The 14,744-nt window shown below is 34.1% G+C and carries 11 protein-coding genes; 6 read left to right on the top strand and 5 right to left on the bottom strand.

What is annotated here, in order from left to right; all coding sequences use genetic code 11:
* Nucleotides 1-164 precede the first annotated feature (164 nt).
* From AC23MC_RS12375 to AC23MC_RS12360, 4 genes are all read left to right on the top strand, one after another.
* Nucleotides 165-2,858, top strand: a complete 2,694-nt coding sequence (locus tag AC23MC_RS12375) for a T9SS type A sorting domain-containing protein (protein WP_487568665.1) — start codon at nt 165-167, stop codon at nt 2,856-2,858.
* A gap of 132 nt (nt 2,859-2,990) precedes the next feature.
* Complete coding sequence (locus AC23MC_RS12370) at nt 2,991-3,341, top strand: DUF2200 domain-containing protein (protein WP_487568664.1); 351 nt, start codon at nt 2,991-2,993, stop codon at nt 3,339-3,341.
* Between the two features lie 497 nt (nt 3,342-3,838).
* Nucleotides 3,839-5,635, top strand: a complete 1,797-nt coding sequence (locus AC23MC_RS12365) for an SLC13 family permease (protein ID WP_487568663.1) — start codon at nt 3,839-3,841, stop codon at nt 5,633-5,635.
* A 292-nt stretch (nt 5,636-5,927) separates the two neighbouring features.
* Nucleotides 5,928-6,377: a hypothetical protein gene (locus AC23MC_RS12360; RefSeq protein ID WP_487568662.1), complete on the top strand. Its 450-nt coding sequence runs from the start codon at nt 5,928-5,930 to the stop codon at nt 6,375-6,377.
* A 192-nt stretch (nt 6,378-6,569) separates the two neighbouring features.
* On the opposite strand, the gene AC23MC_RS12355 is transcribed toward AC23MC_RS12360, so the two are convergent.
* The 5 genes from AC23MC_RS12355 to AC23MC_RS12335 form a co-directional block, all read right to left on the bottom strand.
* Complete coding sequence (locus AC23MC_RS12355; protein WP_487568661.1) at nt 6,570-8,033, bottom strand: lipopolysaccharide biosynthesis protein; 1,464 nt, start codon at nt 8,031-8,033, stop codon at nt 6,570-6,572.
* 35 nt (nt 8,034-8,068) lie between these two features.
* Complete coding sequence (locus AC23MC_RS12350; RefSeq protein WP_487568660.1) at nt 8,069-9,361, bottom strand: glycosyltransferase family 4 protein; 1,293 nt, start codon at nt 9,359-9,361, stop codon at nt 8,069-8,071.
* Between the two features lie 192 nt (nt 9,362-9,553).
* A complete protein-coding gene (locus AC23MC_RS12345) occupies nt 9,554-9,718 on the bottom strand; it encodes a hypothetical protein (protein WP_487568659.1) in 165 nt (54 codons plus the stop codon).
* Between the two features lie 40 nt (nt 9,719-9,758).
* A complete protein-coding gene (locus AC23MC_RS12340) occupies nt 9,759-12,197 on the bottom strand; it encodes a YfhO family protein (protein WP_487568658.1) in 2,439 nt (812 codons plus the stop codon).
* A 46-nt stretch (nt 12,198-12,243) separates the two neighbouring features.
* On the bottom strand, nt 12,244-12,504 hold the full coding sequence (locus AC23MC_RS12335; RefSeq protein WP_487568657.1) for a hypothetical protein: 261 nt from the start codon (nt 12,502-12,504) through the stop codon (nt 12,244-12,246).
* A 119-nt stretch (nt 12,505-12,623) separates the two neighbouring features.
* Between AC23MC_RS12335 and AC23MC_RS12330 the strand changes: the two genes are divergently transcribed.
* Entirely contained in the window at nt 12,624-13,586 is a 963-nt protein-coding gene (locus AC23MC_RS12330) for a transporter (RefSeq protein ID WP_487568656.1), read from the top strand.
* Nucleotide 13,587: 1 nt separating this feature from the next.
* Nucleotides 13,588-14,706 carry a GTP cyclohydrolase gene (locus AC23MC_RS12325; RefSeq protein WP_487568655.1) on the top strand — a complete coding sequence of 373 codons (1,119 nt, stop codon included), beginning with the start codon at nt 13,588-13,590 and terminating at the stop codon, nt 14,704-14,706.
* Nucleotides 14,707-14,744: the final 38 nt, after the last annotated feature.

Genomic DNA, 14,744 nt, shown 5'->3' with positions numbered 1-14,744 from the left:
TATCTACTTTGCAACTCCTTCCCTATTTCTAAATTAGAAAATTCATTTTATAACTATGTATTTTTCAGAAAAATAGTGTTGAAAAAAGTAAGTAAAACTTTTCAACAACTTGTTAATTTAAAATTGAAAACACTATTTTTGAAAAATTTTTAAAACCAAAATTGATGAATAAAAATTACTTTTTAGTAGTAGCTTTTTTAAGTTTCTTTACAAGCATTGCTCAACAAGCCGGAGAATTAGATACCAATTTTGGATCAGATGGTGTTGTTAAATCAAATCTATGGAATGCAAGTTTTAATGTTAAAAGCCATGTAGTTCTTCCTGATGGAAAAACAATTGTAGTGGGTGAAATTAATAACGACATGGAACCAAGAGGTTTTGTCATGCGACTTTTGGCAAATGGTGACATTGATGTTTCGTTTGGAACAGATGGAAAAGCCGTTCATCCATTTATCAACGGAATTAATGTAGTAAAGTTACAAGCAGACGGAAAAATCTTGGTTGGTAGCTCATATCTTAATGACATTGCAGTTGCCCGATATATGGCCAACGGAACATTGGATACCGGTTTTGCGTATGACGGAACATATTATAACACCAATTCAAATAATTCAAACTCCTCACCAAATCCCGTTGTAGATTTGGAAATTCAATCGGACAACAAAATTGTTGCCTTGACAACAATAAAAATTAGTGATGTAAATTATTATAAATTGTTCCGATTAAATGCAAATGGAATTTTAGACAATTCGTTAAACGTTACAGATAATTTTGGAGCCACAGATTATCCTGTCGCACTAAGTATTCAATCGGATAATAAAATAATTGTGAGTGGTTATAACTTTAACGGCTCAGTTTCTTTACTCTTTATTGCTCGTTATAATTCTAATGGAACAGCAGATACTACATTCAATTCAAACGGAAGAAGATCTTTTTCTATAACAAATTCAACATCTTCAAGAGTAACTGATATGCAATTACAGTCGGATGGAAAAATTTTACTTAGCGGAAAATATTATGCTAATGCAACCGCTTTGTTCATGGCTAGATTTAACACTAACGGAACTTTTGATACTTCATTCAGTGGTGATGGTTTTCAATCAGCAACTGTTGACGTAAGCCTTAACCGTCCCGGAAAAATAGCTCTTCAGTCGGATGGAAAAATCATCCAAATGGATACGTATTATAACTTTAATACCAGTAAAGAAAACATGCTATTGGCTCGTTATACATCAACAGGAGAGCTTGATACCTCTTTCAGCGGAACAAGTTGGGGTGTTTCGTTCCCGTTTAATGGTTTGAATGATACAGCCGCTTGCATATCTATAGCAGATAACAAATTAATCATATCAGGAAACGCTGAAACTTCTGTAATTGACAATAACATCGCCTTTGCAAAGTTCAATTTAAATCCGCTTTCTTTTGATTCTACTTTTGGCACAAGCGGAAAAAAGCAACTTAGCGTGCCTTTTCCAACCTACGAAGAAGTAATAAAATCAGTGGTGCAATCAGACAATAAGGTTGTGGTTCTTACCAAAATATTTGTCAACAACTTTTATTTTTCGGGTTTACAACGATTTAATGAAAATGGATCATTAGACACCACTTTTGGTTCAAATGGAAAAATTGGTCTAGGTTTTTATCTTACAGAATTTAGTGGATTGGCTGTTGATAATGCCAATAACATTATTATAAGTGGCAATACAACATTTGAAAGTGGTATTATTCTCAAAATTACGCCAGCAGGTGCTTTAGATCCAACTTTTGGCAATCAAGGGATAACCTATTTGCCGGAAGATTTCTTAACGTTTAATCCTATTTTAAAATCGATTAAAATTCAAACAGATAATAAAATTGTTTTAGGTGGCGGAAACAGTGTTAACGCAATTCAAAATTATTTATTAGTTCGATTAAACCCAAATGGAACATTAGATAGTGGTTTTGGAGACAACGGAATTAGTCAAGTTGGTATAGATGGCGTTGATGAAATGATTTCTTCAATTGAAGTGCTAAACGATGGTAAAATTGTTGCGGTTGGTTTTACCAATGAAAATTTTGGTGACGATCTTCAAGCGGTTGTTTTAAAATTCAATTCAGTTGGTTTATTAGATCCAACTTTCAACGGAAACGGTAAATATTTTACCGAAAAAGCTGTTGATTTCAATATGAATGGTGATATCAAAGTTCAAAATGACGGAAAAATTCTTAGTACGTTTGAATCTGCATACGACAATTTTATTCTCTATCGTTTAAACAGTAACGGAACGGCAGATACTAACTTTGGGTCTGGTGGATATGTAAATACGTATGTCACTGGTGTTGATAAATCAGCCCAAATTCATTACAATCCAACCAACCAAAAAATCACGTTAATTGGTACAACATTTACCGATGAAATTGGAAAATTTGCCTTAACTCGCTATTCCGGAAACGGAGAAACCGACTCCTCTTTTGGAGATTCCGGTGTTGTTATTACCGATTTTGGTCAAAATGCACAAGTAATTTCTGCATCACCAACCTCAGACGGAAAATTAGTAGTTAGCGGTATAATATATGACGATGTTAGCATAGATTATGATCAAGTAATGGCTAAATATCATTTAGAAGAAACATTGAGCCTAATCAATCCAGACATTGTTAACGTTCAAATTTATCCAAATCCGGTGGCAGAAACACTTTTTGTTCGTTTAAAAGATGAAAGTGCTGCAAATAATTATAACGTTACAGACATGACCGGAAAAGTTGTATTACACGGATCATTGGTTGTAGAGCAAGGCATCAAAGTAGCTGATTTGGCTAATGGCGTTTATTTTATTGCCATCGATAATTTTAAACCTATCAAGTTTATAAAACGATAAATAAATCGAAGACTCAATTATTTTAAAAATGCCCCAAAAAGTTAACTACTCTTTGGGGCTTTTTTATTATACTTTACTCCGTTTTCTGTAAAAGTATTATTTTTACAAAACAATCTATCCGAACAAAACGATATGAACAACACAAGAATCTATAAAATGTCTTTTGCAAGTGTCTATCCGCACTACATTGCCAAAGCAGAAAAAAAAGGCCGTACCAAAGCCGAAGTTGATGAAATTATTTTCTGGCTCACCGGTTACAACGCAGAAACTTTTCAAAACCACTTGAATCAAAAAACAGATTTTGAAACCTTTTTTGCTCAAGCTCCACAAATAAACCCCAATGCCTCTAAAATAACAGGCGTAATCTGTGGCTACCGCGTGGAAGATATTGAAGAAAAACTCATGCAACAAATTCGCTACCTCGACAAACTAGTTGACGAATTGGCAAAAGGCAGAACAATGGAGAAGATTTTGAGGAAATAAAAACCGAAGTTTTTCACATTTACTAAATCGATAAACTTTAAAGAAGATACTTTTTCAGAAAGCCGCTTGAATTAAAAACAAAAACCTACAACTTTTATCTTCATCTTACCTCCAAAAAAAACAACATACTTTCCAATATTCGAAAGCATAAGTAAAGCCCCGCTCCCAAAATCAATCCTTTCCCCTTTTTATTCATAAAAACAAGCACAATACGCCAACGTTGACGTGAACGACGTCAAATTTGACGTCCAAGACGCCATCGTTGGCATCAATGACGCCAAAATATACGTCGGTCGATGCCAAATTTGACGTCGCTGACGCCAACGTTGGCATCAGCAACGTCAACGTTGACATCAAGAACGCCATCTTTGACGTCCAAGACGTCAACGTTGGCGTTTTTTAGTCTTTTCATATAAAAAGATATCAAAAATTTCATTCCCCAAACAATCAACTTTATTTCCTACATTTGAAAATACAAGTAAAATCATCCTTTGCCTATGTTTTCATCCGAATACATTTCCATATACATCACACTAATCATCATTCTGATTGGTATATTTCTGTTCGTCAAAGAATATTTCACCATCGATACGTCATCCATTATCATTATGACCCTGTTCATCGTTACCGGGATATTGGATTACAAAGAAGGTCTTTCGGGCTTTACCAACAGTGCTCCCATCACGATAGCTTGTATGATGGTGATGAGCTACGCCGTCCTAAATTCGGGCTTACTCAAGGGATTTCGGGACATTCTAGTCAAAATCGGTAAGAAAAACTATGCGTTAACACTTGTTGTGTTTTGTTTAGTTACTGCCGCGTTTTCGGCTTTTATCAATGACTCAGCAGTCGTGGCAATTATGATTCCGATTGTGCTTCAAGTGAGTAGCAAAAGCAACATTAGTGCATCAAAATTATTATTACCTGTTTCTTTTGCAGCGGCAATGGGCGGAGCCACAACCATCATTGGAACGAGTGCCAATCTAGTCGTGAGTGGCTATGCAGAAGACAATGGTTTACCAGGTTTTGAGATGTTTAGTTTTGCACTTCCGGCCTTGATAATCACTTCCGTCGGATTTGTTTATTTGTTGTTTGTCGCTCCTTTTTTATTACCCAAAAGAAATAGTTTGGTGGAAGATATGCAAAAAGAATCCAACCAATTCATTACCGAAATTATCATTAATGAAGACAGTGCCGACATCGGCAAAACCATCTCCGAGAGCATTCTCAGGCAAAAATACAACGTCGAAATCATTGAAGTAAATAACCTCAACAACCGAAAAAACAAACTTGAAGAACGATGGAAATTAAAAGCCAATGACCATCTGAAAATCGTCATTCATTTTAATGAACTCAACGACATCCGACACGATAACAATTACACGTTAGAAGATGACAAACCGCTCTTTAGCGATGTTATTGAAAAAAATGATAAAGGAAATCAGCTATACGAAGCAATCATTCCTTTTGGTTCCAAACTAGCAGGAAAAACGTTAAATGACATTAAATTCAGAGAAAGATACAGTGCCAATGTTTTAGCTGTGAGAAATTTAAAGAAAAATAGGTTTTCAAATTTAGGCAACTTTAAATTAAGCGAAGGAAACGTTTTGGTTGTTGATTCCTCTGCCGAATCCTTTAGCGAGATGATTAAGCACAAAATGCTTTTTCCGCTCCAAGAAATTGCAAGTCAAAAATTGGATAAACGCAAAGCGATTATTAGCGTACTCATTTTAGTCGGCGTAATTACAGCCGCTGCGATGGGAATTACCTCGATTGTCGTTGCCGGAATGGTCGGTTGTTTATCGCTTGTGGTGCTCAATGTCTTGAAACCCCAAGAAGCCTACGACACCATCGATTGGAAAGTAATTTTTATGATTGCCGGTGTGTTAAGTATGGGAACCGCTTTAGAAAAAACAGGCACTTCCAAAATCATAGCCGCCTTTTTAGCCACTAATCTCGGTAATTTTGATTTACACATTACATTAGCGTTCGTCTATTTAGTCACACTCATTGCTACCAACATCCTCTCCGGAAAAGCCGCCGCCGCCTTAATGGCACCCATCGCGATTCAGTTTGCAATCAGTATGGAAGTGAACTATCAACCGTTCCTTATTGCCATTATGTTTGCGTGTGCCTATACGTTTATGACGCCCATTTGCAACCCAACTAATACGATGGTCTATTCTCCCGGAAATTACACTTTTAAAGATTACATCAAAGTCGGTTTGCCCCTCAACATCATCATTTGGATCGTAGCTGTCTTTGTGATACCGCTGTTTTTTCCGTTTAAGTAATTTTTTAGAAGCTAATCCCGCTTTTCATTCCAAGCTTGTTTGCCATTGCTGTTTTTTCTAAGCCGCCCCAAGAGCTTCCGTTGGTCGCTTTGGGTCAGCAAGAAAAAATAAGCTTCGGCTGCACAAGGCTTTCCATTTCAATCGGGGCTATGGGATTATGCTTTAAAACAAAAAATCATTGAATAAGTGGTTTTGATGATCAGTACGAATTATTTATTAAATTTGAGGAAATAAAACTGAGGATTGATAGACATATTAACAAGTTAGCTGCAATACAAAACTGGAATAGAATATGAAACAACTCGGAGAAATAAAATTTATTATTGTTAGCCTTTTACTATTACTTGTTTGTTCTTGTAACAACAAAGAAAATCAAGACAGCGTGAAATCTATGAACGAACCAAGTAGACCAATGAGCGAATTAGAATACCTTGTTCTTGAAAAAGGTGATACAAATGCTTATTCTGAATTGGAGATTGCCTACTTAGACTATGGACACGGAGAATTTTTCAAGTTTGCAAAAGTAATGGCAGATAAATACGACTATACTCAGGCATATTTTGATGTTTATTTTCAAACATTAAAATCAACTCAAAGAAAAGGAACAACACTTAGTTTAGACAGTTGCTCAATTGAAGAACGAAATCTTGCTATTAAATACCTCAAAATGGCTGAAAAAAAAGGACACCACCAAGCAAAAGACGAAATAGAAGAATTGAAGAAAGAAGGATTTATAAAATAAAGAAACTTTGAATCGACAAATAAATAAAAATGTACGAACAGCTAACAGCACCTACCCAAGAATGGCGGTTCAGTGGTTAAATCAAGCTTTATGAATCTATCAAAGTTTGAGTTTGGTTGACAGTGAAGTGCTTCTAAATCGCCAACTTTACTTAGTTGCAAAACCGTCAAAAATCACAAAAAATTCATTTCTCTACCTCCAAACCTTCTTCAAAACCCCTTTTATCACCCCATTAATATCATCAGAAGTTTTAAATTTAAAATTCAAAAACCAATAAAATAAGGCAATTAAAACCGATTTCAATACAATATTCAAAATCGGATGAAAGGAAAAATTCCAAAAATAAAAGACAACAAAAGTTAGAGCGATGATTCCTAATGAAACAATTGTTTTTTGGGTAAACGGAAACAAATCCATTTTAAAAACCACAAATAAAAATTTGGCTAGACTGTATAATCCAATGGAAATTAAAGTGGCAATCGCCGCTCCTTCAATACCAAAGTTCGGAATAAAATACATATTCAAACTTACAGTCAGAACCACCAAACACAACCCTAAAAACAGCACCGTTCGATAATATTTTGAATTAAAAATGATGGAATTGTTATTTCCCAACATCAAATCAAAGAATTTTGAAAAGGAAATCAAAAACACCACCGCTACTCCACCGCTGTATTTTTCTGGCAATAACGCATACACTTGATGAATGTTGGTTAGAATTCCCAACATAATAAATCCTCCAATCACTTGAAGTGTGATGGCTGTTTTCTTGTATAAATCATTCAGTTCATCGTGTTTCTTTCTCGCCATTAAATCGGTCGTAATTGGGTGCGTAATTTGGTGCATCGCCCGCATCGGAACAGAAATCGTCAAGGCAATAAAAATCGCCACCGAATAATATGCCGCTTCATTAATTGGAATGTATTGCCCAATCATAAACTTATCAATATCCAACAAAAGCACCGCGATGCTGGACGAAAATATGATAAATGCGGAATAGACAATGACTTCTCTTTTTTCTTTTGGAAACTTCAAATGAAATTGGGGTTTTCGCACAGAAAAAGCGACCAATCCCATAATAACCATCATCGTAAAATAAATAAACACCAAACAATAGACAAATTGCACGTTGGTTATCCAATCAAAATAAACCGCAAAAAGAAAAATGCTGATGAATACACGAAGTAAAACTTCTTTCACAAAGTTGCCAAAAACCGATTTCAAATGGACTTTGACCCACGCATAAAAAATCTCGAAATAACCCATAAACAATCCGATCACCGGAATTATCCAAACGTAATTGTGAATAATTGGATTTTTTTTGGAAAGTAAAGTCGCTGCTTCTCCATAAAACAGAAACAAAATCAAGAAAATTGGAATGATTATGACGAACGGCAACACCAAAACTAAATTCAGAAATCGTGATTTTTCATCTTCAGTTTGATGTTCGGAATAAAATTTCACTAATGTATTTTGAATTCCAAACGCCATCAAGGGCATCATTATATTGGCTGATGAAAGCAAAAAAGCGGTTAATCCATAATAATCTTCTCCCAAAAAATGCGTGTACATAAACAATGCATTCGTTGCACCAATTGCAAAACCGATAAAGGTAATGACGGTGTTTTTGAAGGATTGATTGAGTACGATTCCCATTGATTAGATAATTAGATTGTTGGATTTTTAGATTGTTATTCTAAACAGGTTTTGACTAACTTCTCAGTTAGACTCTTTCTACTATAATGTTGCAAACCAACCGGATAAACTTTTAAATTACGCTGCTTATACAATTGATAGTGAGCAAAAATAGCTTCTTTTAATTTCCATTTTTCATCATATGTAAAAAACTGTCCGGTATTTGTTTCTTTCAAAATCCCTTCAAAATCGGATTCTTTAGGTCCAATTGCAATAATCGGACGTTCGGAAACCATGTATTCAAATAATTTTCCGGGAATGATGCAACGGGTTTCTTCTGAATCAATTTCAATTAACAACAAAACCTGTGAAGTTCGTTGATGAATAACCGCTTCATCGTGTGAAACATATCCTAAATTAGTAACAAATTTAGTCAACTTAAATTCATCAATCGTTTCCAAGACATCTTGACTCACTTTTCCAATCAATTTCAATTGAAAATCAGTTGCAAATTCTTTGTTTTCTTTTACTAATTCTTTTACTACTTTCCACAAAATTCTCGGGTTTCTGTCTGATAAAAATGAACCGATGTGAGCAATGGAAAATTTATCATCTAATTCGGTTTTAGTAACTTTTTCCACATCATAACCATTTGTAATTACTTCAATTGGTTTTGAAGTTAATTTAGAAAATTCGCTTCTTGTTGTCGGACTTGTAACGATGATTTTATCGGCAGAATTGAGAACTTTTTTCTCTAATTCTTTGTGTTTCTTTTCCGATTTTTCAGTCAGCATCAATTCTTTGTGATAACCGATTGTCGTCCAAGGATCACGAAAGTCTGCAATCCATTTGACATTACTTTGCTTTTTTAATTGCAAACCAATTAAATGCAAACTGTGTGGCGGACCGGTTGTAATGATTGTTTCAAATTGATGTTTTTCAATATACTCTTTCAAAAAAGCAACCGAAGGTTTCACCCATAAAACGCGAGCATCCGGAATAAAAAGGTTGCCGCGAATCCAAAGCATTACTTTTTCAATTAATGATTGTTTCCTTTTGCTTGGAATGATTCCGGAACTGATTTTTTTGGTGTTTTTTTTGGATAAAAAAGAAGCCCAACGATACGGTTCTTTAATTTTTTGTTTGATGATAATCGCCTTTTCGGAAACTTCATTCATTAACTTTTCATCAACAATTGGATAGGTTGTATTTTCGGGAATATAAATATGCGGTTCATACCCAAAATCCGGTAGATATTTCACGAATTTTAGCCAACGTTGTACACCGGGACCTCCGGCTGGCGGCCAGTAGTAGGATATGATGAGGACTTTTTTTGTGGTTTGTTGCAAGATTAGGAAATGATTTATAAACTTCTTAAAAAAAATATGACATTGTCGTGTCATTTCGACGAAGGAGAAATCACATAATATGAATTTATCAAAAAGTTTTAATGTTTTTACGCAACTTTATGTGATTTCTCCTTCGTCGAAATGACACACATTAACTTAAATGATTTTTCTAACTATTTATTATTTCTTCAATCATTTTTTAAGATAAATTTTAGGTGCATTTTTTAACGCATACGAAACCTCAATTATCGCAATTAAACATTCTAATCGTCTTGCATAAGAAAGTGATTTTATTTCAGCTATTCTTTTTGCTTCCAATTCTTTTGGATTTCCGTGATGTAAAATTGCTTTATTCATCTTTCACTTAATTCAATCAAATATACAAATAAATAGTAAGCTATATTTTGTCTTTTTTAGAATGATTTTTAGTTTCAAAATAAATTCCGCCTATCAAAAGCAACAAAATTCCAATCGAACTAAACAAAGCAATTGAACTTCCAGTTCTCACTACATCCGGTTCAAATTTGAACTCAATAGTATGTTTTCCTGCCGGAATTTCTAAAGCTCTTAACACATAATTAGCTCTAATCTGTTCTGCTTCTTTCCCATCAATTGTGATTTTCCATCCTTTTGGATAATAGATTTCAGAAAAAATAGCTAAACCTTTATTGGTATTTTGAGAAGTATATTTTAGGTAATTCGGTTTGTATTCCTCTAATGTGATGGTTGCTAAACTATCTTTTACAAACGATTTTGAACTTACCGATTTCATGAATTCTTTGTCAACAACCGCTTCATTTTTAGTATCTAAACTATCCAAAGCACGAATTTCTTCATCCGCATTTTTAACGGTTTTTATATTACTCACAAACCATGCATTTCCATTTGCATTTGGGTTTTGAAGTGGAATAGGCTGACCTTCTTCGGTGGTTTGAATAACATATTTGACATTCAACATATTCAGAACTTGAATATTATTGTTCGCAATTTGATAATCGTATAATTGCTGAATACGTTGCGGTTTTACTGCACTATAGCCGCCAATCGCTTTATGAAAATAGGAAGTTCTACCTCCTGCCATTCCTTGACTTGGTTCGAAAACACGGAAGTTTGGATCTTTATCCTCCAAAATTTTTAAATCAGCCTCTGTGGGTTGAAACGGTTGATTGACTTGTCTTGCATTTACGAAATCATCGGCGTTTACATAATTTTTATCAATTACATACAAATCCAAAACCATCAAAGAACCAATTAAAATTACCGAAATAGTTTGTGACACTTTTTCTTTTATAAACAACCAGAAAAGAGCAAAAGCTGCTGCTATCAATCCCATTGAACGAAGTAAATCGGAGGTGTACATCGCTCTTCTATCTTCCTTCAAAGCATCAACAAAAGGTTGACCAATTTCGCCATACGCTTGTCTGAAATAACTATCGCTTTCTGCAGAAAAGCTAAACATTCCTTTACACACAAAAAGCAAGACTAAAACACCTACTGCAATTGCAGATGATTTCCAAAGTGCTTTCCATTGTTCTCCTTTTTCTAATTTAAAAAATGAATACAATCCCAAAACAGCCAAAACCGGAATACATAATTCTAAGATGACTTGTATAGAAGAAACTGCTCTGAATTTGTTATACAACGGAAAATAATCGATAAAAAAATCGGTTAGAATTGGGAAATTTTTACCCCAAGAAAGCATCAATGAAAAAATGGCTCCTACTAAAAAAGCATATTTCAATTTACGTTTTTCTGTGAACATTGCTAATACAAAAAGAAAAAATACAATTGCTCCAATATAAGCCGGAGCGGCAACAATAGGTTGGTCTCCCCAATAGGTTGGTGCTTGAGAAGCATATTCCAATGCATCGCTTTCAGGAGCACCTAAACCAATAAACATTTCGTATAAAGCACTATTCTCTCCTAATTTTTCAGAATTTCCTCCACCAAATAGTCGAGGGGCAATTAAATTGAAACTTTCGGCAATTCCGTAGCTATATTCGGTGATGTATTCATACGTCATACCAGATTTATTCTCTACTTTTTCACCTTCTAAACCAATGGTTAATTCGTTTTTGCCTCTGGTACTAAATTCGGTATACTCGGCTGTAGCCAATAAATTTGTGGCATTTGTACCTAAAGCTAAAATGCCGGCAATGGTAAAAACTCCAAAAGCAATTCCGATATTTTTGAATTCTTTAGCTTTGATTAATTTATAAATGTAATAAACGGAAATCACAATTAACAACAACAGTAAATAATATGTCATTTGAAAGTGATTCGCTTGAATTTCAAGAGCTGCAGCTGCCATCGTAAGTAATCCTCCAACGATAAATCGTTTTTGAAAAACAAGTAAAACTCCGGCTACAACCATCGGCATATAAGCGATTGCGTGAGCCTTTGCATTATGTCCGACTCCTAAAATAATGATGAGATATGTGGAAAATCCGAAAGCTAATGCTCCAAAAAAGGCTTTTAGCGGATCAACTTTTAAAACACTCAAAAGAATGTAAAAACCAAGAAAATATAAAAACAAATAATCTGCAGGACGAGGAAGAAATCGTAAAAAACCATCAACTGATTTCACGTAATTATGCGGATACTTTGCTCCTAATTGATACGTTGGCATTCCGCCAAAAGCGGAGTTTGTCCAAAACGGTTCTTCATCAAACTCTGCTCGAAAATCGTTTTGTTCCTTTGCCATACCTGTGTATTGCACAATATCGGATTGCGAAATTTGTTTGCCTTGCAAAACAGGATAAAAATAAACCAGTGAAAGAATCACAAAACCAAAAAATGCTAAAAGATGCGGAAGAAATTTTTGAAAATATTTCATTTTAAACTTTTAAAATCAATACTAAAATTAAGCGAAAGTAATCATTCTAATCTACTTCTTCATAATCGATGTATTCTCCAACTTGCTTTTTGGATTTAGGCTTTTCAAATGAAGCAGCTGTATTTTGTGATTGAGTTGTATTTTGATTGGGATTATTCATTTGTTGCTTAAAATTTTGTTCGGCTTTTTGAACCATTTTTCTTAACAAGAAAGGCATTAATAAACGAGCTAAAATCTTAAAAGCATAGTAAATTCCAACAATAATTAAAATTGTTCTGATAAATCCCGGAACTGATGCTGTTTGCATAATTAATATTTTTGGTAAAAATAAGAAATACGTCAATCAAAATTAAACTAACAATCTTAAATAAATAATAAAAAGTCTTATTTTTGGTTTCTAATCAGTAATTCAACCTCATTACTACCATGAAAAAAATTCAAAATTTACTTCAATTTGCATTGGTCTTAAGCTTTTCAAGTTTACTGGCTCAGCACACAGATATGATAAACTCTAACCGTCCCGGACTTTCGATGGCGGCATTTTCGGTTGGAAAAAATGTTTTTCAAATGGAAAGTGGTCTATATGGAATTAGAGAAGACCATAACCTTTCTCGTTATAATTCAAATGGATTTGGAGTTGATTTAGATGTTCGTTACGGATTTCTTTTTGAACAATTGGAAGTAATTGGAAACTTCAAATACCAATATGACAAATACTATACACCGTTGGTTGAAACATCCAGAAGCGGATTTAGAAGTACAACTTTTGGAGCAAAATATCTAATCTATGATCCGTTTAAAAAAGGTGAAGACAAACCAAATTTATTAAGTTGGAAAGCCAATCATCGTTTCAAATGGAAACAATTTATTCCTGCTATTGGTGTTTATGCCGGTATGAATTTTGGTTTTGCCAATGAAGATTATGCGTATGCAAATGAACCAAGTATGAGTCCGAAAATAATGATTATAGCTCAAAATCATTTTGGATCCCGATGGGTTTTGGTGACTAATATTTTCTACGACAAATTCACAACCGATTATAAATCATTAGGTTACATTTTAACATTGACGCGTGGATTTAATCAGAAATGGTCGGGTTTTATTGAAAATCAAGGTGTAAAAGGTGACTATTATTCAGATAGTATTTTTAGAATTGGTTCTGCTTATTTAATTCAAAACAATTTGCAAGTAGATGCTTCCATCAGTAAAAACTTTAAAGATACTCCCGATATTTTATATGGTGGAGTTGGTGTTTCTTGGCGATTTGATAAAAAACATAAACCAGTGAAAATGGAACGCGAAGAAGATGGTGGAAAAAGAGTAGATAAAAAGAAAAAAGATAAAAAAGATAAGAAAAAACGTGTTGATGAAGTTGAAGGAGGAGAATAATATGATACAAATTATTGAAGCAAATTCAAAAAAACTGCTTACTGATTACGTTAAATTTCCATTTTCGTTATACAAAAATCATCCGTTTTGGGTTCCTCCTTTAATTTCGGATGAATTAGAAACATTTAACAAAGAGAAAAATCCAGCCTTTGATAATGCAGAAGCTTATTTTTATTTAGCTTACCGAGAAAATAAAATTGTTGGACGAATAGCGGCCATTATCAATTGGGAAGAAGTTAATAATCAGCAAAAAAGAAAAGTACGTTTTGGTTGGTGGGACGTGATTGATGATATTGAAGTTACTAAAGCCCTGCTGGAAAAAGTATATGAATTAGGTAGAAAAAACAATTTAGAATATGTAGAAGGTCCGATGGGATTTTCAAACCTTGACAAAGTAGGGGTTTTAACCGAAGGTTTTGATCGTTTAGGGTCGATGATTACTTGGTATAATTATCCTTATTACAAAGATCATTTGGAACAACTGGGCTATGTGAGAGAAAAGGAATATTTTGAAAGTGTATTTTCGTTTTCAAATGTAAATCCGGATACGTTCATGAAGGCCAGTGAGTTGATTCAAAAGCGGTATGAATTAAAAGCACTCACTTTTACAAACACAAAAGACATCCTTCCGTATGTGGACAAGATGTTTGATTTGTTTAATTCAAGTTATGAAAAACTAGCTTCTTTTGTTGCTGTCTCAGAAAGGCAAAAGGAATATTTTAAAAAGAAGTATATTCCGTTTGTTAATCCTGAATATATTTTATTTGTGGTAGATAAAAATGACAAAATGGTTGCGTTTAGTATTGTAATGCCAGGTTTTTCTGAAGCCTTACAAAAAGCAAATGGTCGTTTATTTCCTTTTGGATTTTATCATCTTCTGAAAGCCAAAAAACACAGTAAAGAAGTTTTGTTTTATCTCATTGGTATTGATCCTGAGTACCAAAACAAAGGAGTAACAGCACTTGTTTTTAGAGAATACTATCGCGTTTTTAAAGAAAAAGGAATTACACAATGCAACCGAACTCCCGAATTAGAGGAAAACAATGCCATTCACAATTTATGGAAAAATTTCAACTCGGTTGTTGACCGAAAACGAAGAACATACCGAATCGATTTATAAAAACAAAACCACTCCGTAAAAGAGTGGTTTATTATTTA

The organism is Flavobacterium sp. T50_26 (assembly GCF_057652995.1).
This window is presented reverse-complemented; position numbering and strand designations above follow the sequence as displayed.

What these genes read in the sequence shown, in the direction of transcription:
- AC23MC_RS12375 (WP_487568665.1), top strand. Translation starts at nt 165, where the DNA reads ATGAATAAAAATTACTTTTTAGTAGTAGCTTTTTTAAGTTTCTTTACA.
- AC23MC_RS12370 (WP_487568664.1), top strand. Translation starts at nt 2,991, where the DNA reads ATGAACAACACAAGAATCTATAAAATGTCTTTTGCAAGTGTCTATCCG.
- AC23MC_RS12365 (WP_487568663.1), top strand. Translation starts at nt 3,839, where the DNA reads ATGTTTTCATCCGAATACATTTCCATATACATCACACTAATCATCATT.
- AC23MC_RS12360 (WP_487568662.1), top strand. Translation starts at nt 5,928, where the DNA reads ATGAAACAACTCGGAGAAATAAAATTTATTATTGTTAGCCTTTTACTA.
- AC23MC_RS12355 (WP_487568661.1), bottom strand. Translation starts at nt 8,033, where the DNA reads ATGGGAATCGTACTCAATCAATCCTTCAAAAACACCGTCATTACCTTT.
- AC23MC_RS12345 (WP_487568659.1), bottom strand. Translation starts at nt 9,718, where the DNA reads ATGAATAAAGCAATTTTACATCACGGAAATCCAAAAGAATTGGAAGCA.
- AC23MC_RS12340 (WP_487568658.1), bottom strand. Translation starts at nt 12,197, where the DNA reads ATGAAATATTTTCAAAAATTTCTTCCGCATCTTTTAGCATTTTTTGGT.
- AC23MC_RS12335 (WP_487568657.1), bottom strand. Translation starts at nt 12,504, where the DNA reads ATGCAAACAGCATCAGTTCCGGGATTTATCAGAACAATTTTAATTATT.
- AC23MC_RS12330 (WP_487568656.1), top strand. Translation starts at nt 12,624, where the DNA reads ATGAAAAAAATTCAAAATTTACTTCAATTTGCATTGGTCTTAAGCTTT.
- AC23MC_RS12325 (WP_487568655.1), top strand. Translation starts at nt 13,588, where the DNA reads ATGATACAAATTATTGAAGCAAATTCAAAAAAACTGCTTACTGATTAC.